This window comes from Amycolatopsis sp. NPDC004169 (assembly GCF_040610315.1).
GTDB lineage: Bacteria > Actinomycetota > Actinomycetes > Mycobacteriales > Pseudonocardiaceae > Amycolatopsis.
Map to the genome: position 1 here is coordinate 144,157 of NZ_JBEXMD010000007.1, position 18,990 is coordinate 163,146.

General features: G+C 72.7%; 17 protein-coding genes. 12 read left to right on the plus strand and 5 right to left on the minus strand.

Going from position 1 to position 18,990, the window contains the following annotated elements:
- The first annotated feature begins 7 nt into the window (after positions 1-7).
- The 3 genes from ABZX11_RS11895 to ABZX11_RS11905 are packed head-to-tail and all read left to right on the plus strand — an operon-like array spanning position 8 to position 3,247.
- Complete coding sequence (locus ABZX11_RS11895; protein WP_354912406.1) at positions 8-868, plus strand: branched-chain amino acid ABC transporter permease; 861 nt, start codon at positions 8-10, stop codon at positions 866-868.
- The gene (locus ABZX11_RS11900; protein WP_354912408.1) at positions 855-2,558 is read left to right on the plus strand and encodes an ATP-binding cassette domain-containing protein; all 1,704 of its coding nucleotides are present in this window, start codon (positions 855-857) and stop codon (positions 2,556-2,558) included. Before ABZX11_RS11895 ends, ABZX11_RS11900 begins: the two co-directional genes overlap by 14 nt.
- Positions 2,555-3,247 (plus strand): ATP-binding cassette domain-containing protein, encoded by a 693-nt coding sequence (locus ABZX11_RS11905; protein ID WP_354912410.1) that lies wholly within the window; start codon positions 2,555-2,557, stop codon positions 3,245-3,247. The genes ABZX11_RS11900 and ABZX11_RS11905 overlap by 4 nt, the downstream gene beginning before the upstream one ends.
- Position 3,248: 1 nt before the next feature.
- Here the strand turns inward: ABZX11_RS11905 and ABZX11_RS11910 are convergent, their stop codons facing one another.
- Together ABZX11_RS11910 and ABZX11_RS11915 are read right to left on the minus strand one after the other, a co-directional pair.
- Positions 3,249-4,049, minus strand: a complete 801-nt coding sequence (locus ABZX11_RS11910) for an SDR family oxidoreductase (protein WP_354912412.1) — start codon at positions 4,047-4,049, stop codon at positions 3,249-3,251.
- Positions 4,050-4,062: 13 nt separating this feature from the next.
- Positions 4,063-4,761 carry an SDR family oxidoreductase gene (locus ABZX11_RS11915; protein ID WP_176170559.1) on the minus strand — a complete coding sequence of 233 codons (699 nt, stop codon included), beginning with the start codon at positions 4,759-4,761 and terminating at the stop codon, positions 4,063-4,065.
- Positions 4,762-4,874: 113 nt separating this feature from the next.
- Between ABZX11_RS11915 and ABZX11_RS11920 the strand changes: the two genes are divergently transcribed.
- From ABZX11_RS11920 to ABZX11_RS11935, 4 genes are all read left to right on the plus strand, one after another.
- Complete coding sequence (locus tag ABZX11_RS11920) at positions 4,875-6,737, plus strand: primary-amine oxidase (RefSeq protein WP_354912414.1); 1,863 nt, start codon at positions 4,875-4,877, stop codon at positions 6,735-6,737.
- Between the two features lie 7 nt (positions 6,738-6,744).
- Complete coding sequence (locus tag ABZX11_RS11925) at positions 6,745-7,497, plus strand: MoaF C-terminal domain-containing protein (protein ID WP_176170561.1); 753 nt, start codon at positions 6,745-6,747, stop codon at positions 7,495-7,497.
- Positions 7,498-7,499: 2 nt separating this feature from the next.
- Positions 7,500-9,101: an amidohydrolase gene (locus tag ABZX11_RS11930; RefSeq protein WP_354912416.1), complete on the plus strand. Its 1,602-nt coding sequence runs from the start codon at positions 7,500-7,502 to the stop codon at positions 9,099-9,101.
- Between the two features lie 283 nt (positions 9,102-9,384).
- Positions 9,385-9,972: a TetR/AcrR family transcriptional regulator gene (locus tag ABZX11_RS11935; RefSeq protein WP_354912418.1), complete on the plus strand. Its 588-nt coding sequence runs from the start codon at positions 9,385-9,387 to the stop codon at positions 9,970-9,972.
- A 2-nt stretch (positions 9,973-9,974) separates the two neighbouring features.
- On the opposite strand, the gene ABZX11_RS11940 is transcribed toward ABZX11_RS11935, so the two are convergent.
- Together ABZX11_RS11940 and ABZX11_RS11945 are read right to left on the minus strand one after the other, a co-directional pair.
- Positions 9,975-10,892, minus strand: coding sequence for an alpha/beta hydrolase (locus ABZX11_RS11940; RefSeq protein WP_354912420.1), 918 nt, complete (start codon positions 10,890-10,892; stop codon positions 9,975-9,977).
- Between the two features lie 2 nt (positions 10,893-10,894).
- Positions 10,895-11,869, minus strand: coding sequence for a methyltransferase domain-containing protein (locus ABZX11_RS11945; RefSeq protein WP_354912422.1), 975 nt, complete (start codon positions 11,867-11,869; stop codon positions 10,895-10,897).
- A 230-nt stretch (positions 11,870-12,099) separates the two neighbouring features.
- Between ABZX11_RS11945 and ABZX11_RS11950 the strand changes: the two genes are divergently transcribed.
- The 5 genes from ABZX11_RS11950 to ABZX11_RS11970 all read left to right on the plus strand — a co-directional run bounded on the left by ABZX11_RS11950 (position 12,100) and on the right by ABZX11_RS11970 (position 17,982).
- Positions 12,100-13,836: an ABC transporter ATP-binding protein gene (locus tag ABZX11_RS11950; protein WP_354912424.1), complete on the plus strand. Its 1,737-nt coding sequence runs from the start codon at positions 12,100-12,102 to the stop codon at positions 13,834-13,836.
- Positions 13,833-15,410: an ABC transporter substrate-binding protein gene (locus tag ABZX11_RS11955; RefSeq protein WP_354912426.1), complete on the plus strand. Its 1,578-nt coding sequence runs from the start codon at positions 13,833-13,835 to the stop codon at positions 15,408-15,410. Before ABZX11_RS11950 ends, ABZX11_RS11955 begins: the two co-directional genes overlap by 4 nt.
- Entirely contained in the window at positions 15,407-16,351 is a 945-nt protein-coding gene (locus tag ABZX11_RS11960) for an ABC transporter permease (protein ID WP_354912428.1), read from the plus strand. The genes ABZX11_RS11955 and ABZX11_RS11960 overlap by 4 nt, the downstream gene beginning before the upstream one ends.
- Positions 16,348-17,253 carry an ABC transporter permease gene (locus tag ABZX11_RS11965; RefSeq protein ID WP_354912430.1) on the plus strand — a complete coding sequence of 302 codons (906 nt, stop codon included), beginning with the start codon at positions 16,348-16,350 and terminating at the stop codon, positions 17,251-17,253. The genes ABZX11_RS11960 and ABZX11_RS11965 overlap by 4 nt, the downstream gene beginning before the upstream one ends.
- A 75-nt stretch (positions 17,254-17,328) precedes the next feature.
- Positions 17,329-17,982 carry an alpha/beta fold hydrolase gene (locus ABZX11_RS11970; protein ID WP_354912730.1) on the plus strand — a complete coding sequence of 218 codons (654 nt, stop codon included), beginning with the start codon at positions 17,329-17,331 and terminating at the stop codon, positions 17,980-17,982.
- Between the two features lie 47 nt (positions 17,983-18,029).
- Here the strand turns inward: ABZX11_RS11970 and ABZX11_RS11975 are convergent, their stop codons facing one another.
- Positions 18,030-18,950 carry an aldo/keto reductase gene (locus tag ABZX11_RS11975; protein WP_354912432.1) on the minus strand — a complete coding sequence of 307 codons (921 nt, stop codon included), beginning with the start codon at positions 18,948-18,950 and terminating at the stop codon, positions 18,030-18,032.
- Positions 18,951-18,990: the final 40 nt, after the last annotated feature.

Genomic DNA, 18,990 nt, shown 5'->3' on the forward strand with positions numbered 1-18,990 from the left:
GACCTCGATGCTGCAGGGCGCTTTGGCCGGTCTGGCCGCCGGCGGGCTCTACGCGGTGCTCGCGGTGTGCCTGACCCTGATGTCGCGGCTGGTGCGGGTGGTCAACTTCGCCCAGTCCGCGACCGGGATGTTCGGCTGCTACGTCGCCGTCTTCCTCGCCGTCCACCTCGGTGTCCCGTCGTGGCTGGCCACCCTGGCGGGCATCCTGCTCGGCGGCGCGCTGAGCGCGGTGCTCGGCTGGATCGTCGCCACCTGGCTGGCCGAGGCCGACACCGGCACGCGCTCGGCGACGACGGTCGCGGTGCTCCTGCTGCTGATCTCGCTGGCGTTCATCCTGTTCGGGAACAAGCCGCAGCCGTTCCACCCGCTGCTGGCCGGGCCGGCGTTCACGGTCGGCGGAGTGGTGGTCAGCCAGGTCACGGTGCTCACGGTCGCGCTGGCGGTCCTGGTCGCCCTCGCCTGCCGGGCGGTGCTGGCCCGGACGGCGCTGGGCGTGCGCCTGCGGGCCCTGTCGGAGCGCCCGACGACGGCGGAGCTGCTGGGCATCCCGGCCCGGCCGCTGTCGGTCGGGGTGTGGACGGCCACCGGGGTGATCGCGACCCTGGCGGTCTCGATCGTGGCGCCGTCGCAGTCGAACGACCCGACCTCGCTGGCGATGCTGGTGGTCCCGGCCGCGGCGGCGGCCCTGCTGGGCGGCTTCCGGCGGCTGGACCTGGCGGTGCTCGGCGGCCTGGTGCTGGGCATGGCCCAGGGCGCGGTCGCCCAGAGCGACCGGCTGTCGGTGCTGCGGTATTTCCTCCCGTTCCTGGTGATCGTAGCCCTGCTGCTGTGGACGCAGCGCAAGGAGGTGTGGGATGCGGCTCGCTGAGAGGCTCGTGCCGTTCGCCGTCGCCGCGGCGGCGGTCGCCGTCGGCTACGCGCTCAGCGTCGGGCTCGCCGGGTACTTCGTGTACCTCGGGGTCAGCGCCGTCGTCGCGGCCATCGCGCTGCTCGGGCTCGGGGTCGTCACCGGGACCGCCGGGATGATCTCGCTCTGCCAGCTGACCTTCGCCGCCGTCGGAGCCTTCGTCGTCTCCGCCTGCAACGTGGCCGGCGTGCCCGGCGGGTTCGTCACCTGGCTGCTGCTCGGCGGTCTCGCCGCCGCCGTGGCCGGGGTGCTCGTCGGGCTGCCCGCGCTGCGGCTGCGGGGCATCACCCTCGCCGTCGTCACCCTCGGGCTCGCCTCGGCCGCCGACCTCACGCTCGTGCAGATCCAGTTCCCCGGCGCCACCGACGGTCTCTCCGTCGAGCGGCCCGAAGCGTTCTCCGACGACCGCTCCTACTTCCTGTTCGCCGTGCTGGTGCTCGTCGCCTGCGGGCTGGTCGTGCACTTCCTGCGGCGCGGGCGGTGGGGCAGCAGCTGGCACCTCGTCGCCTTCTCCGAGCGCGGGACCGCGGCGGTCGGCGCGGGCGTGCGGACGTCGAAGCTCACCGCCTTCGCGGTCAGCGCCGCCCTCGGCGGGATCAGCGGCGGCCTGCTCACCGGCCAGGTCGGACTGGCCTTCCCGGCCAGTTTCACCGCCATCCAGTCCCTCGCGCTGTACGTGCTGGCCATCATGTCCGGCGCGCACCTGATCGACATGGCCGTGTTCGGCGCGCTGCTCTGGGTCGCCGTGCCCGAGCTGCTCAAACGCTGGGGCGTGCCGCAGGACTGGGGTTTCGTCGTCTTCGGCGTGCTCGGCGTCCAGGCCCTGACCGGCCGCGGCAACCTCGGCACCGCCGTGCGGGCCCTGTGGTACCGCCGCCGCTCCGGCCGGACTGCCGGGGTCGGGCTCACCGAACCCGTCCCCGACGTCGCGCCGCTGCCACCCGGCGACCCGGTGCTCGAGGTCCGCGGGCTGAGCGTCTCCTTCGGGCACGTCACCGCGTTGTCCGAAGTGGACATCGCGGTGCCGGAACACGGGATCCTCGGCGTGATCGGCCCGAACGGCGCCGGGAAGTCCACTTTGGTCGACGCGATCAGCGGCTTCCTGCCCCGGGCCACCGGCACCGCCACCCTCGGCGGACGGCCGCTCACCGGATCGCCGGCCCGGCGAGCCCGTGCCGGCCTGCGGCGGACGTTCCAGCAGGACCGCGTCCCGCCCGGCCTCACCGTCGGCTCCTACGTCCGGTTCGTCGCCCGGCGGCGGCTCACCGGCCGCGAGCTCGACGGCGCGCTGGGGTTCTTCGGCTGCCCGGCGGCGCGGACGCCGCTGTCGCGGGTCGACGCGGGCGCGCGGCGGCTCGTCGAGGTCGTCGGGCACCTGCTCGCGAAGCCGCGGGTGCTGCTGCTCGACGAACCCGCGGCCGGCTTGCCGCACGAGGAGCACGTGGCGTTCGGGCGGCGGCTGCGGCAGGTGCCCGCGCGGTTCGGGGTGTCGGTGCTGCTCATCGAGCACGACCTCGACCTCGTCCGGTCGGTCTGCGACACGCTCACCGTGCTCGACTTCGGCCGGGTGCTGGCGAGCGGGCCGCAGGCCGACGTCCTGGCCGATCCGGCCGTGCTGAAGGCGTACATGGGCGAAACGGAGCTGCTGTGAACGCGTTGCGAGTCCACGGGCTGACGGTGACGCGCGGGGCCGGCCCGGTCATCCGCGACGTCGACCTGGTCCTCGAACCGGGCCGGATCACGGCGCTGGTCGGGCCCAACGGCGCCGGGAAGACGAGCCTGCTGGAGGCGGTGTCGGGCGTGGTCGCGCCGTCGGCGGGCAGCGTCCACCTGGGCGGGGTGAACGTCACCCGGCATTCCCGGGTGGCGCGGGCCCGGCTCGGACTGGCCCACATCGAACAGGGCCGCGCGGTGTTCCCCGGCCTGACGGTGCTGGAGAACCTCCGCCTGACCGCCCGCACGCCCGCGGTCGTCGACGAGGTCCTCGGGCTGTTCCCCGAGCTGGAGAAGCGACGCGACTCCCCCGCGGCCCTGCTGTCCGGCGGCGAGCAGCAGATGGTCGTGCTGGCGCGGGCGTTCGCCGCACGCCCGGCGTACCTGCTCATCGACGAGATGTCGCTGGGCCTGGCGCCGGTGGTCTTCACCCGCCTGCTGCCGGTCGTGACGCGGTTCGCGGCCGAGGGTGCGGCGATCCTGCTGGTGGAGCAGTTCACCCACCTGGCACTCGGCGTCGCGCAGGAGGCGGTGGTGGTCTCGTCGGGCCGCGTCACCTACACCGGTGACGCCCGGACCCTCCTCGACTCCCCCGCCACCCTGCACTCCGCCTACCTCGGGTCCTGACTCACATCCCGGCGCGCTCGAAGGCCAGGGTCGGCAGGTCGACGGCGTGGGCCCCGCCGTCGGCGACGATCACCGCGCCGGTGATGTACGACGACTCCGCCGAGCCCAGGAACCGGACGATCGCCGCGATCTCCCCGGGCTCGGCGGGGCGGCGCAGCGGGACCTCGGCCGTCACGCGGCGGTAGCCCTCGTCGTGGCCGCCGGTGAAGCCAGCCGCCGCGACGAACTGGTCCATCTCGCCGTCCGCCATCGGGGTGCGGACCCAGCCGGGGCACACCGCGTTCGCCCGCACCCCGCGCGGCCCGAAGTCGCGGGCGATCGAGCGCGTCAGGCCGATGAGCGCGTGCTTCGCCACCGTGTAGCCGGCGACGTTCGGCCCGGCGAACAACCCGGCCAGCGACGACACCACGACCACCTGCCCGCCCGTCTCGACCAGCGACGGCAGCGCGGCCCGGCAGAACACGAACGCGCTGGAGAGGTTCGAGCGCAGGGCCAGTTCCCACTCGTCGTCGCCGGTGTCGACCACCGACGACAGGCCGTGGCCGCCGGCGTTGGCCACCACGACGTCCAGCCGTCCGTACTTGCCGATGATCTCGGCGACGGCGCTTTCGGCGTCCTCGCGGACGCTCGCGTCACCGGTGATGACGTGCGCGCCGGTTTCCGCGGCCACCTCCTCGAGGGGCTCGCGACGCCGTCCCAGCACGACCACGCGCGCGCCTTCGCCCGCGTACCGGCGGGCCACCGCCGCGCCGATGCCCGTGCCGCCGCCGGTGATCGCGACGACCTTGCCTGATGAGTCCACTCTGGATCCTCTCTTAAGCGGGGAACGCCGAACGCGCCGACATCCCGAAGTCGGCCAGCAGGGCCTGGCCGTTGACCGGCCGCGAAGCCGGGGACGCGAGGAACAGCACCTGCCGGGCGACATCGACGGCCGCCTGCACCGGGAACGCCGGGTCGTCCAGGAGGGCGCCGAGGTCGGCGCGCGCCATCGGCGTGTCCACCACCGACGGGCAGACGCAGTTGACCCGGATGCCCGGCACCTCGACGGCCAGCGCGCGGGTCATCGCGACCACCGCGCCCTTGGACGCGCAGTAGGGCACCATGCCCGGCGCCGCCGTGAACGCCGAGTCACTGCCGAGCAGGACCACCGCGCCGCCCTCGTCCAGCCACGGCAGTGCGTGCTTGACCAGCAGGAACTGCCCGGTGACGTTCACCGCGAGCACCCGGGCGACGTCGGCGGCCGTGGTCGCGGACAGCGGGGTGCCGACCGGGCCGGAGATCCCGGCGCAGCCGACCACGGCGTCGAGGCCGCCGAAGTCACGGGCCACCGCGTCGACCGCGGCGGCCAGCGCGGGTTCGTCGGTGACGTCCGCTTCGACGACGCCGGGACCGGCCCGGCGGTCGACGACGCCGACGCGCGCGCCCTCGGCGCGGAACGCCTCGGCGCAGGCCAGGCCGATGCCGGACGCGCCGCCGGTCACCAGCACCGCCTTCCCGGCGAGTTCGGTTCGCATGCGCCCATCCTGACCGCGGGCGGCCGCCGGGCGGTTGGCCGCGAGCGCAGCGTTGTTGTCCGGCGCCGCAGGGCCGATGGCGCGCACGGCGCCCGGGGCCGAGACTCGTCAGGGTGAGCACGCCGCACCCCCTCGACCCGCTGACCGCCGCCGAGCTGTCCGCCGGCCGCGCGATCCTCGCCGCGGCCGGGCTGGCCGGCGCCACGATCCGGGTCCCGCAGGTCCTGCCGGTCGAACCCGCCAAGGCGGAGGTGCGCGCCGGCGGTGGCGACCGCCGGATCCGGTACACGCTCCTCGACACCGCCACCGGCCGCGCCGGCGAGGCCGTCGTCTCGGTGACCGGGGGCGAGCTGGTGTCCTGGGACGACTGGGCCGAGGCCGACGGACAGCCGTCGTACCTGTTCGAGGAGTACGCGCTGGCCGAACGGCTGACGAAGGCGTCGGCGCAGTGGCAGGCCGCGATGGCCCGGCGCGGCCTCGCCGACCGGATCGAGCACGCCTTCTGCGCACCGCTCGCACCCGGCTACTTCGGGCGCGAGGACGAGACCGGCCGCGTCATGCGTTCCCTGACCTTCCTGCGGGAAGACGCCGGCGACAGCCCGTGGGCGCACCCGGTCGAAGGCCTGGTCGTGCACCTGAACCTGACCGAGCAGCGCGTGCTGCGCGTCGAGGACGAGGGGGACGTCCCGGTGCCCGCCGAGAGCGGGCGGTACACCGGCGTCCCGGCGCGGACGACGCTCAAGCCGGTCGAGATCACCCAGCCCGCCGGGCCGAGCTTCACCGTCGAGGGCTCCGAGGTGAGCTGGGAGGGCTGGCGGCTGCGCATCGGGTTCAACGCCCGCGAAGGGCTGACGCTGCACCAGGTCGGCTTCCAGGACCGGCCGGTCCTGTACCGGGCGTCCGTCCCGGAGATGGTGGTCCCGTACGGGGACGTCGCACCCGGCCGGTTCTGGATCAGCTACTTCGACGCCGGCGAGTACCAGTTCGGCAAGAACGGCAACGACCTGCGCCTGGGCTGCGACTGCGTCGGCGAAATCCGCTACTTCCCGGCCTGGGTGGCCGACGACCGCGGCGAGCCGGTCGAAATCCCGCGCGCGGTCTGCCTGCACGAGGAAGACGACGGCATCCTCTGGAAGCACACCGACCTGGCCGGGCGGCCCGAGGTCCGGCGGTCGCGGCGGCTGGTGGTGTCGTCGATCTCCACCATCGGCAACTACGACTACGGCCACTACTGGTACTTCCACCTCGACGGCTCGATCGAGTTCGAGGCGAAGGCCACCGGCATCGTCTTCTGCGGCGCCGGGACACCGGGGCAGGACCAGCCGCACGCCACCGAGCTGGCGCCCGGCCTGTTCGCGCCGGTCCACCAGCACCTGTTCTGCGCGCGCCTCGACGTCGAGGTCGACGGCGACCGCACCAGCCTGCACGAAGTCGACGTCGAAGGCGTGCCGACCGGCCCGCGCAACCCGTACGGCAACGCGTTCACCTGGAAGACCACGCCGCTGCGGACCGAACGCGAGGCGATGCGCCGGGCCGATCCGGCCCGCGCCCGCGTCTGGGAGGTCCGCAGCGCGTCGCGGGTCAACCGGCTCGGCAAGCCGACCGCCTACCAGCTGGTGCCGCGGCCCTCGGCGACGCTGATGGCGCAGCCGGAGGCGACCGTGCACGCCCGCGCCACCTTCGCCACGCAGCACCTGTGGGCGACGCCGTACCGCGAGGACGAGCGGTTCCCGGCCGGCGACCGCCCCAACGCCCACCCCGGTGGCGCGGGCCTGCCGGCGTGGACGGCCGCCGACCGCGACCTCGTCGACACCGACCTCGTGCTGTGGCACGTGTTCGGCCCGACCCACGTGCCCCGCCCCGAAGACTGGCCGGTGATGCCGGTCGACCGCTCCGGGTTCCTGTTCCGGCCGTCCGGGTTCCTCGACCGCAACCCCGCGCTCGACCTCCCGGCCGGCGACCACTGCGCACATTGAGGACATGATGACCCTTTCGGACACCTCCACCTGGCTGCCGCTCGACGGCCTCGCCCCCGGCTTCGACGCCGACAAGGCGCCGGTCGTCGACGACCTGCGCGGCCGCTCCTTCGTGCTGCGCGACGACGACGGCGGCCCCGGCCGGGTCGTCGACGCGGAGATCGCGGCCGGCGAGACGTTCCTCGTCGACGACGACCTCTACTACGTCCAGCACCACCCGTCGCCGGACGCGCGCGAGGCCGTGTCGCTCTTCCTGGACCTGCGGGACGGCCGGGCGCTGGTGGTCACCACGACGATCGGCGACCACGGCACCCCGCGCGTCACCCAGGAGTTCCGGCCCGCGACCATCGACGGCTTCGACGTCCGCGGCGAGCCGATGGCGCCGAGCACCGCCCTGATCGGGCGCCGGGTCCTGTGGGTCTACAGCCGCGAGCACGCCTACGAGCACGTCTACCTGAGCCCGCACTGGTACACCTGGCAGTGCCTCGCCGGGCCCGAGCGCGGCCTCGCCGACACCGACGAGAACACCGTCTACCGGCTGCGGCCCGGCATCCACGTCTTCACCTGGCGCGAGAAGGTCATCCCGTGCGCGTCGGTGACCGTCGCGGACCACCGCAACGCCCGCGCCCTGCGCTCGCACGGTGTCCTCTTCGGACTCGATGCCACCGGCGAGCGGCCGGCGCACTTCACCTTCGGTGCGCACGGGCGGCTGCTGAGCACCACCGTCCACCCGGCCGGATACGACCCGGCGGAGAGCTGACCGTGGCCGCCGACCTGGTGCTGGCGAACGCCGTCGTGTACACATTGGACAGCACGCGGCCCTGGGCGTCGTCGTTGGCCGTGACCGGCGGCAAGGTCGTCGACGACGTCGCCGGCCCGGGCACCGAGGTGCTCGACCTCGGTGGCGCGTTCGTCATGCCGGGGCTCGTGGACGTGCACAACCACCACGCGATGGCCGGACGGGCGGAGCTGTTCGAGCTCACCTTCGGCGCGGACGCCGGGATCGAGGACATCCTGGCCGCCGTCCGCGCGCGGACCGCGTCGCTGGGACCGGACGAATGGCTCACCGGCGGCGCCTGGGCGTCCACCTTGGTCGCCGAGCTGTCGGTTCCGGCGGCCCGGCGGGCGCTGGACGAAGCCGCGGGCGGGCGCCCGGTGTCGCTGTCGGACGACAGCAGGCACAACCGCTGGGTGAGCAGCCGGGCACTGGAGCTGGCCGGGATCACCGCGGCGACACCGGACCCGCCGGGCGGGGTCGTCGTCCGCGACGGCGGGGAGCCGAGCGGGCTGCTGCTGGAGGCCGCCGGGGTGCTGGTCGAGCGCGTGATCGCCGGGCCGACCCCGGAGCAGCACCGGCGGGCGTCCCGGCGGGCGATCGAGGTGCTGCACGGCTTCGGCGTCACCGCGTTCCAGGACGCCGGGGTCTCGACCGACATCCTCGGCGCGCTCCGCTCGCTGGACCTGGCCGGCGAACTCGACGCCTGGGTGGTGTCGTCGTTGCTGGTCAACGACCCGATCTTCGGCTTCGACCCGGTCGGGGCGCCCCTGCTGGAGCTCGCCGGCGAGTACCGCACCGAGCACCACCGGCCGGACTTCGTGAAGATCTTCCTCGACGGCGTGCCGCCGACCCGCACGGCGGCGTTCCTGGAGCCGTACCTGCCCGACGAAACCCACGGCAGCTGCTTCCACGGCGCCACCACGATGTCCCCGGCCGAACTGACCGGCTGGCTCTTGAAGGCGGCGGCCGCGGGCTTCTCGGCGAAGGTCCACTGCACGGGCGACGCGTCGGTGCGGCAGTTCCTGGACGCGGTCGAGCAGGTGCGCGCGGCCGGGTACGCCGACACGCGGTTCCAGGTGGCGCACGGGCAGTTCGTGCACCCGGACGACCTGCCGCGGTTCGCCGAGCTGGGCGTGGCGGCGGACATCTCGCCGTTCCTGTGGGTGCCGGGGGTGATCCCGGAGGCGATCGCGGAGGTGCTGCCGCCCGCCCGGGCGGCGCGGATGCAGCCGAACCGCACGTTGCTGGACACCGGCGCACTGGTGGCGGGCGGCTCGGACTGGCCGGTGAGCGAGTCGCCGAACGCCTGGGAGGGCATCGCGGGCCTGGTGACGCGTGCGGACCCGCACGGCCGCCGCCCGGGGGCGCTCTGGCCGGAGCAGGCGATCACCCTGGCCGAGGCGATCGAGGCGTTCACCCTGGGCGGCGCCCGGGCGTGCGGCCTGGACGACGTGACGGGCGCACTGACCCCGGGCCGGTCGGCGGACTTCGTGCTCCTGGACCGCAATCCCTTCCGGACGGCGGAGGTAGCCGGGACGAAAGTCGTGGAGACGTGGTTCGCCGGCCGGCGCGTGTTCCGGCGCTGACCACGTCCCGCACCCAGAGGGGTCGGCTTGCGTACCCAGAGGGTCGGCTTGCGTACCCAAAGGGTCGGCTTGCGCACCTAGAGAGTCGGCTTGCGTACCTAGAGAGTCGGCTTGCGTATCCGGCGAACCGACCTGCTGGGTACGCAAGCCGACCGTTTCGGTACGCAAGCCGACCGGCTGGGTACGCGAGGCGACCGGTGGGGTGCGCGGGCGCTGACCCCGGTACTGTTCGCGCGCACACTTTCTCCTACACTGGTAGAGAAACCAGTGCGGGAGGTGCCGGGTGCCCAAGATCATCGACCACGACCAGCGGCGCAGCGACATCGTCGACGTCACCTGGGACCTGATCGTGCGGGGCGGGATCGAAGCCGCCACCATGCGGGAGATCGCCGCCGCCGCCGGGTTCGCCAACGGGGCGCTCAAGCTGTACTTCCCCAGCAAGGAAGACATCATCGCGGCCACCTACGAGCGGGCCCTCGACATGATGCGCCAATACGTCGAACTCGACGGCCTGCGGGGGCTCACCGCGCTGCGCGAGATCTGCGTTTCGTCCATGCCGATCGACGAAGAGCGGATCACCGCCGGGCGGGTGCTGCTCGTCTTCTGGCAGATGTCGCTGGGCAACCGGCGGATGCACGACAAGTACCTCGAGCACGTCCGCGAATGGCGTGGGCTGCTGCACCGCTTCCTCGCCGAGGGCCGCGAAGACGGCGACATCGTCACCGAAACCCCCGACGAGCAGATCGTCGACGAGATCGTCCTGCTCAACGCCGGCGCCAACGTGATGAGCCTGGTGGCGGGTGAGTTCTCCACGATCGACCTCCAGCACCGGCACCTGGAGTCCCTCCTGGACCGCCTCACCCGCCCCTGACCTCAGGCGAAGATCCCCCGCAGGTACGCGGCCACTTCCGCGTGCGAGCGCGCCGACGCGGGCAGGTCCGTGTACAAGCCGTAGAAGCCGTGGATCTGCCCGGCGTACCGGTGCCGGTCCACCGCCACCCCGGCCTCCGCCAGCCGGCGGGCGAACGCCTCCCCCTCGTCACGCAGGACGTCGTACTCCGCCGTCAGCACCAGCGCCGGCGGCAGGCCCGTGAGGTCACCGGCCCGCGAGGGCAGCACGTAGGGGTCGTCGAACGAAGGCGGGGCGTACTGGGCGAAGAAGAACCGCATCGCGTCGGCCGTCATGCCGTAGCCGGTCGCGAAGTCCACATAGGACGCGTGGCCGTCGTCGGGGTGGCCGAACACCGGGCAGACCAGCACCTGCGCCGCGATCGGCGGACCGCCGCGGTCGCGGGCCATCAGGGAGACCACTGTGGACAGATTGCCGCCGGCGCTCTCGCCGCCGACCGCGATCCGGGACGGCGAAACCGCCGGGCCCGCGCCGCCCGCCGCCAGCCATTCCAGCACCGCGTAGCAGTCCGCGGGCGCCGCCGGGTACGGGTCCTCCGGCGCGAGGCGGTACTCGACGGCCGCGACCGCGACCGACGCCGCCGCGCACACCGCGCGGGAGGCGACCTCGTTCTCGTCGATCGAGCCGATCGTCCAGCCGCCACCGTGGATCCACACGAACACCGGCACCGGGCCGGGCGCGTCCGGCAGGTACAGCCGGACGCGCAGGTCACCGCCCGGGCCGGGCACGGCCACCTCGGTCACCGAAGCCACCGGCGCCACCGGGCCGGGCTCCGGCCGCGCCGCCGCGAACGCCGCCCGCAGCTCGGCGGCCGTCATCGGGCGGGCGGGCCCGTCGGGGCTGCGGGCCAGCAGTTCCCGCACCGCGGGGTCGAGACCCATGGTCACACCGCCTCCGCGACGAGCACCCGCGGCGAACCCGGCAGCGTGAGCCGGTCCACCGGGCGCCACCCGGCCCCGGCCAGCCAGCCCCGGACGTCCCGCTCGGGGTACACCACCGTCCCGTCGATGACCAGGTACTCCCCCGCGTGCAGCGCGTCCAGCGCCCGCGGCGAGTCGTCCTCGTCGAGGAAGAAGTCCAGCAGCAGCAGCCGGGCGCCCGGCGCCGCCGCGGCCCGCGCGTGCCGCAGGATGGCCCGGTTCTCGTCGACGGAGAACCGGTGGACCACGTGGTTGACCATGACGAGGTCGAACTCGCCACCGGGTTCGGCGTCCGGGGTCGCCGCGCCGGTGACGGTCGTCCGGCCGGCGAACTCCGCGACGGCCGCGGTGACCGAGTCCACCGACCTCGGGTCGTAGACGAAGCTCGCCCGCAGGACGTCGTTCGCCTGGAGGGCCTGCAGCGCGAACTCGGCGGAAAGGCCGCCCAGGTCCAGGAGGTTCTTGTACCCCCCGAAGTCGAAGTTGCGCGCCAGCATGCGCGCGTGCAGGGCGTTGTACGCCATGACCCCGCCGAGGAAGGTCGTCCAGCGGTCGCCGTCGAGGTCGAGGTCGCCGGGCTCGCCGGTGTCGGTGGTGTGCGCGAACTGCAGCCAGTGCGGGTAGCTGATGGTCTCGAGGAAGGTCAGGAACGGGGCGAGGTCCAGACCTTCCCCGCCGAGGTATTCGGCCGTGTCGGGGGTGAGCGCGTAGCGACCGTCCACGCGGGACAGCAGGCCGCGCGCGGCGAGGGCGTCGCCGAGGATCCGGACGATCTTCTCCGGCTTGCCGGTGCGCTCGGCCAGCTCGGCCGGGCCGAGCGGGCCGGCCGCCAGCGCCGGGAACAGGCCGATCCGGTTGGCGGCGAAGAGCTGCTGGGCGGCCATGTAGCCGGTGGCGGTTTCCACGATCTTCTCGGGCGCGGCGGGGGTGGGCGTCACGTCGTCCTCCTTGTGTTCGACCCGGACACTCTACATGCGTAGATAAAAGAGTCCAGAGCCGAATTTTCCCCGCACAGCAACAAAAACCCGTGATGTTTCAACTTCCTACGTTTGTAGAATAAAACCATTGACACGGCCACCGGCCAGTGTCAACATGCGTAGAACTACCCCTGCCGGTGCCCGGCAGTCCGGCCCGCCCTCATCAAGGCGGGCGCGAGGAAGGGGAACCCATGACGCTGCTCGAAATCCGGGAGCTCACCGTCGGCGTCGTCACCGACGACACCGAACGCGAACTCGTGCGGGAGCTCTCCCTCGATCTCGGGCAAGGGCGGACGCTCTGCGTGGTCGGCGAGTCCGGCAGCGGCAAGACCGTGACCGCCCTGTCCATCATCCGCCTGCTCGAATTCGTCGCCCCCGTGCGCACCCGCGGCGAAATCGCCTTCGACGGCGTGGACCTGGCGAAGCTGCCCGCCGACGCGATGCGCGCCTACCGCGGGCCGCGGATCGGCATGGTCTTCCAGGAGGCCCTCGATTCGCTGAACCCGAGCCGCCGCGTCGGCCACCAGCTGGCCGAGGCCTACGGCGAACCCGGGTCGCTGCCCGGCCAGGCCGCCCGCCGCGGCAGCCCGCTGCGCAAGCGGGCCGAAGCCAAGGCGAAGCGGCTGCTGACCGAGGTCGGCCTCACCGACACCGACCGGATCCTGCGGCTGTACCCGCACCAGATGTCCGGCGGCATGCAGCAGCGCGTGATGATCGCGCTGGCCCTGATGGCCGACCCGGACCTGCTGATCGCCGACGAGCCGACCACCGCGCTCGACGTCACCACGCAGGCGGAGATCCTCACGCTCTTCGACCGCGTGCGCCGTGACCACGGCACCGCCTGCGTGTTCATCACCCACGACATGGGCGTGGCCGCGCAGGTCGCCGACCGGATCGCGGTGATGTACCGCGGCCGCCTGGTCGAAGTGGGCTCGCGCGACGAGGTCTTGACGCGGCCGAAGCACCCGTACACCCGGGCGCTGCTCGGCTGCGTGCCGCAGCTCGGCGTCGACCGCCGCGACGGGTTCCCCACCATCTCCCCCGCCCTGCTCGAATCCGCCATGGCGGGCGAAGCGACCGAAGCCGTCGAAACCCGGACGCTGAAGCCACATCCGCGAAAAGACCACGACGGGTCGCCACTGCGCATCACCGCGGTGTCCAAAGTGTACGGCCGGAAAGGACACCGGGTCGAAGCGGTGCGGGAGGTCTCCCTGGAGATCCCGCCCGGCGAGTTCTTCGGCCTGGTCGGCGAATCCGGCTCCGGCAAGTCGACCCTCGGCCGGCTGGTGAGCGCGCTGGAACCGCCGACGTCCGGCACGATCGTCTTCGGCGCGCACGGGATCACGCCCGGCGGGCTGACGGGCGACGAGCGGGCGTTCCGCCGCCGCGTCCAGCTCATCTTCCAGGACCCGCAGAGCTCACTGGACCCCCGGCACACCGCCGCGCGGATCATCGCCGAGCCGCTGAAGGAACTGACCCCGCTGCGCGGCGCTGAGCTGGACCGCCGCGTCGCCGACCTCATCGACGAGGTCGGCCTGCCGAAGGACACCGCCGGGAAGCTGCCGTCGCAGCTGTCCGGCGGGCAACGGCAGCGCGTCTCCATCGCGCGGGCGATCGCCGCCGGGCCCGAGCTGATCGTCGCCGACGAGCCGACGTCGGCCCTCGACGTCTCGGTGCAGGGCCAGGTCATGAACCTGCTGCTGGACCTGCGCCGCACCCGCACGCTCAGCCTCCTGTTCATCACCCACAACCTCAGCCTCGTGCTGTCGGTCGCCGACCGCGTCGGCGTGATGTACCGCGGCGAGCTGATCGAAACCGGGACACCCGACGAGATCCGGCTCTCCCCGCGGCACGACTACACCCGGCGGCTGCTCGCCGCCAACCCCGACCTGCCCGCCCTCCCCCACACAGGATCGACGCGCCCATGAAGAGAACTCCCCTGCTCGCCGCCCTCGCCGCCGCGGCCACCCTGCTCGCCGGCTGCATGGGCAGCGCCGGCACGACCCCGGCCGCCGACGGGCCGCCGGTCCGCGGCGGCAACCTCACCGTCGCCGTCCCCACCGATCCGCAGTCGCTCGACATGGTCGCCAACCCCGGCCAGGTGACCGCGCAGATCGGCAACATGATGTACGAGAAGCTGTTCGAAGTCGACCAGCACTTCGTCGCCCGGCCGATGCTCGTCGACACGTACACGACCAGCCCGGACCGGCTCTCCTACACCTTCAAGCTGCGCCAGGGTGTCACGTTCCAGGACGGCAACCCGCTGACCGCGGACGACGTCGTCGCGAGCCTGCAGCGCTGGCAGAAGAGCCACCGCACCGGGCAGCTCGTCACGCCGGACATCGCCGCCATCACCGCGCCCGACAAGGCGACGGTGACCATCGACCTCAAGCGGCCGCGCTACCCGCTGATCGACGAGCTGGCCGGCGCGGGCACCGAGATCTACGAGGCAAAGAACCTCTCCGGCCTGCCCGCCACCGGGTTCGGCCAGGACAAGGCGATCGGCACCGGCCCGTACAAGCTGAAGAGCTGGGACATCGGCCAGCAGCTGGTGCTCCAGCGCTACGACGGCTACCGGTCGCGGTCCGAAGAGGACTGGGGTGGTCAGGCCGGCGCGAAGCACGCCTACCTCGACACCGTCACCTACAAGGTCGTCGGCGACCAAGACGCGCTGATCAACGGCCTGCAGACCGGCCAGTGGGACCACGCGATGCCGGCCAACGACCAGTACGAGCAGCTCAAGGCCAACCCGAACCTGGTGGTGCACCACCTGCCCGGCGGCAACGAGAACGTCGTCATCCCCAACTTCCACCCCGGCTCGAAGTTCGCCGACCCCCGGGCCCGCCAGGCGCTGAACCTGCTGCTCGACAAGCCCGCCATCAACGCGGCGACCGGCGGCAGCAAGGACCTGACCATCGAGACGGGCGCGTTCGCCTCGCCGGACAACAAGGCGTCCTACTCGACCGCCGGCGAGTCCGTCTACCGGGAACACGACCCGGCCCGCGCGAAGCAGCTGCTCGCCGACGCCGGCGTCACCGCCGGCGCGACGATCCACATCGTCACCACCAACTCCTACCCCGAGTTCGGCAAGTGGGCCGTGCTCATCCAGGACGCGCTCGGCAAGATCGGGCTGCAGACCAAGATCGACACCTTCGACTTCGCCACCATGCTCGGCACCCTCACCAAAGAAGCGGGCGGCTGGGACATCACGACGCTGTTCTTCGACTCGTCGCTGACCTCGCCCGCCCAGATGCCGGCGCTCACCCTCGGCACGCTGAACGGCTCGTCGTCGCCGGAGCTCGACGGGCTGCTGGCCGAGTTCAACGCCTCGACCACGCCCGAGCAGGCCAAGGCCGTCATCGACAAGCTCCAGGCGTTCACCTGGAAGCAGCTGTCGGTGATCACGCTGAGCCAGTCGAAGCTCTGGGCGGCCTACACCCCGCGACTCAAGGGCTACGGCGACTTCTACCGGGTGTTCTGGAACTCCTGGCTGGCGGCATGACCGGGGTGCTGCTGCGCCGGCTGCGCGATCTGGTGATCATCCTGGTCATCGTCGGCACCATGATGTTCTTCGTCATCCGGCTGATCCCGGGCGACCCGGCCCAGGCCATCCTCGGCCCGACCGCGCGCCCGGCCGACGTCGCCGCGCTGCGCACGAGCCTGGGTCTCGACGGCTCGCTCTGGCAGCAGTACCTGAGCTGGGCCGGGCACGTGCTGCGGGGCGACTTCGGCACGTCGATCACCTACCACCAGCCGGTGCTCGGCGTCGTCGCCGCGCACATCGTGCCGACGCTGACGCTCGCCGTGCTCTCGACGGTGATCAGCTTCGTCCTCTCGGTGGCGATCACCTCGTGGCAGGCGGTGTCACCGCGCAACCCGGTGGCCCGCACGCTCGACCGGCTGTCCTCGCTCGGGATGGCGATGCCGGACTTCTGGATCTCGCTGGTGCTGGTGCTGGTGTTCTCGGTGACGCTGCGGTGGTTCCCGTCCAGCGGCTACCACGACCTGCTCACCGACCCGGTGGCCGCGGTGCCGGCGCTGGTGCTGCCGGTGACCGTGCTCGTCATCGGGCAGACGGCGCTGTTCGTGCTCACCCTGCGCGAGAGCGTGCTCGGCGAGCTGCCGCTGGCCTACCTGCGGACCGCGCGCGTCAAGGGCCTGCCGGAGCGGCGGGTCATGCTGAAGCACGTCCTGCCGAACGCGCTGATGCCGCTGGTGACGCAGCTGGGCAGCAACTTCGCCATGCTCGTCGGCGGCATCGTGATCATCGAGTCGATCTTCGTGGTGCCCGGCCTCGGGCACCTGCTGATGGGGGCGGTGTCCACCCGCGACTTCCCGCTCATCCAGGGCGTGACGTTGTTCGTCGCGGTGCTGTTCGTGGTGGTCAACCTGCTGGTCGACCTCTCGTACGCGCTGCTCGACCCGAAGGTGCGTGTCGCATGAGCCTCGCCGTCGCCGAACCCGCCGCCTCGGTGGACGCTCCCCCGCCGCGGCGCGCGGCCCGGGTGTTCCGGCGCAACCGGACCCTCGTCGTGTGCTCGGTCCTGCTCGGCCTGATCGTGCTGGCCGTGATCGTGCTGCCGTTCTTCCTGCCGAGTGTCAGCGCGACCGATCCGGTGCACCGCCTGCTGCCGCCGTCGGGCGCGCACCCGCTCGGCACCGATTCCTTCGGCCGGGACGTCTTCGCCCGGCTGGTGTCCGGCGGCCGCGCGTCACTCGGGCTGTCGGCGCTGATCACGCTGTGCGCGGCGTTCTCCGGCATGGTGATCGGCCTGGTCAGCGGCTTCTACCGGGCCGCGGACGCGGTCCTGATGCGGCTGATGGACGCGTGGATGTCGTTCCCGGCGATCATCCTGGCGATGGCACTGGCCATCGCGCTGGGCGCGAGCATCTGGACCGAGCTGATCGCGCTGACGGTGATCTTCACGCCGTTCACCGCCCGGGTGATCCGCAGCCGCGTGCTCGGCATCGCCGGGCGGCAGTACATCGGCGCCGCCCGCGTGTCCGGGATGAGCCGCGGCAAGGTCCTGCTGGTGCACGTGTTCCCCAACGTGCTGCCGCTGGCGCTGGTCCAGGTCGTCATCCTGGCCGCGGCCGCGATGCTCGTCGACGGCGCCATGAGCTTCCTCGGCCTCGGCATCGCCCCGCCCACGCCGACCTGGGGCAACATGATCGCCGAGGGCCGGTCGTACCTGGTCACCGCGCCGTGGCTGGTCGTCGTGCCCGGCGTGACGATCATGGCCTGCGTGCTGCTGCTCAACCTCATCGGCTCCGCGCTGCGGATCGCTGTCGACACCCGTGCCCGCACGCTCGGCGAGCTGCAGCGCCTGCGCCGGGCTTCGTGAGAAAGGACCTCCTTGACGCTCACCTCCCTCGCCGTGCGCCGGTTCGCCCCCGAAGGCCCACCCGCCGGGCCGCCGGTGCTGCTGCTGCACGGGTTCGCCTCCGACGGGCCCACCGACTGGATCAGCACGGGCTGGCCGTCGGCGCTCACCGCCGCGGGCCGTCCGGTGCTGGTGCCCGACCTGCCCGGCCACGGCTCCAGTCCGGCGCTCGCCGACGTCACGCCGAAGGCGATCGCCGGGGAACTCGCTCTCGCGGCCGGCGATGTGTCCGAAGTGGACGTCGTCGGCTACTCGCTCGGCGCGCGGCTGGCGTGGGAACTGCCCGCGGTGCTGCCGGTCCGGCGGCTGGTGCTGGGCGGGCTCAGCCCGCACGAGCCGTTCGGCGCGGTCGACGTCGAGGCCGCGCTGGCGTTCGCCGGTGGCGGGCGGCTGCCGGCCGACCCGCTGACGGCGGCGATCGCGCGGATGATCACCGCACCCGGCCGCGACCCGGCCGCCCTGGCCCAGTGCATCGAAGGCCTGCGGCGCGAGCCGTTCGTCCCGGTGGCGGGCACCCTCACCGTGCCGACCCGGTTCGTCGCGGGCCGGGACGACCCGGTCAGCCAGGGCATCGAGACGCTGGTCCCGCTGGTGCCGGGCAGCGACCTCGTCCAGGTACCCGGCGACCACGGCGGCGCCCTGCGCGGCGCCCCCTTCCGCACCGCGGCCCTCACCTTCCTCACCTCCTGATCGGCCTCAGGGGCGGCGCCTTCCGGGCAAGCGCCGCCCCTGAGCCGTCACCAGGAGCCGTCGGGGGCGACCGCGTGGTCGAGGTGGAGGTGATCGAGGGCCGCGCGGATCTCGGGCCCGTGCTCGCGGGCCAGGAGCAGCGCGCCGAGGTTGTCGGTCAACTGGTCCACCCGGGTCACTCCGAACAGGACGTTCGCCACCGGTTCGTACGCCAGGCAGAAGGCCAGCGCGAGCTGGGCGCGGGTGGCGCCGAAGTCCGCCGCGACGCGCCCGATTTCCGCCGACGCGGCCACGATGGATTCGCGGATCCCGCCGACGTCCGCGCCGATCTTCCGGCTCGGGGAAGCGTTGCCCAGCAGCACTCCGCCTTCGAAGACGTCGGACGCCTGCAGCGCCAGCCGCCCGCTCGCGAAGTGCTTGCGGTAGGGCTGGCCTTCGGCCATCGAGCGGCGCGCGATCGAATACTTGAGCTGGGCGAACTCCGGGCCGGGGAGACCTTCGCGGTCCGCGAACCCCAGTGCTGCGTCCAAATCCGCGGCGAGCCAGTTGTTGACGCCCCAGCCGCCGATCCGCCCGGCCCGGACCTGCTCCGCGACCTCGGTGACGACCCGTGGGACGTCCAGCCGCTCCCGGTAGTCGCCCACCACGACCAGGTCCGCGCACTCCGTGCCGATCCGGCCCAGCGACGTCTCGAGCTGCTCGGCGAAGCCGCTGCGCGGGTGGTCCCAGAGCCAGAGTTTCCCGCACAGCACGTAGTCTTCGCGCGCGATCCCGGCCTTCCGGACGGCCTCGCCGAAGAGGATGTCCGTGCGCGAGTTCTCCGCGTGCGGGCCGAAGTCGTAGTGGGCGACGTCGAACAGCGTGACGCCGGCGTCGACGGCCGTCCGGAGCAGCCGGACGGCGTCGTCGAACGCCATCCGGTCCCAGGTGTTCCACGAACCGAGGCCGAAGGCCGATCTTCCGAGCACGGGTTTTCCTTTCGCCGCAGCACATCTTTCATCTACGATT

Excerpts from the sequence above, each read along its gene's own strand:
- ABZX11_RS11900 (WP_354912408.1), top strand. The coding sequence starts at position 855 with ATGCGGCTCGCTGAGAGGCTCGTGCCGTTCGCCGTCGCCGCGGCGGCG.
- ABZX11_RS11925 (WP_176170561.1), top strand. The coding sequence starts at position 6,745 with ATGACCCTTTCGGACACCTCCACCTGGCTGCCGCTCGACGGCCTCGCC.
- ABZX11_RS11955 (WP_354912426.1), top strand. The coding sequence starts at position 13,833 with ATGAAGAGAACTCCCCTGCTCGCCGCCCTCGCCGCCGCGGCCACCCTG.
- ABZX11_RS11940 (WP_354912420.1), bottom strand. The coding sequence starts at position 10,892 with ATGGGTCTCGACCCCGCGGTGCGGGAACTGCTGGCCCGCAGCCCCGAC.
- ABZX11_RS11960 (WP_354912428.1), top strand. The coding sequence starts at position 15,407 with ATGACCGGGGTGCTGCTGCGCCGGCTGCGCGATCTGGTGATCATCCTG.
- ABZX11_RS11895 (WP_354912406.1), top strand. The coding sequence starts at position 8 with ATGCTGCAGGGCGCTTTGGCCGGTCTGGCCGCCGGCGGGCTCTACGCG.
- ABZX11_RS11915 (WP_176170559.1), bottom strand. The coding sequence starts at position 4,761 with ATGCGAACCGAACTCGCCGGGAAGGCGGTGCTGGTGACCGGCGGCGCG.
- ABZX11_RS11950 (WP_354912424.1), top strand. The coding sequence starts at position 12,100 with ATGACGCTGCTCGAAATCCGGGAGCTCACCGTCGGCGTCGTCACCGAC.
- ABZX11_RS11965 (WP_354912430.1), top strand. The coding sequence starts at position 16,348 with ATGAGCCTCGCCGTCGCCGAACCCGCCGCCTCGGTGGACGCTCCCCCG.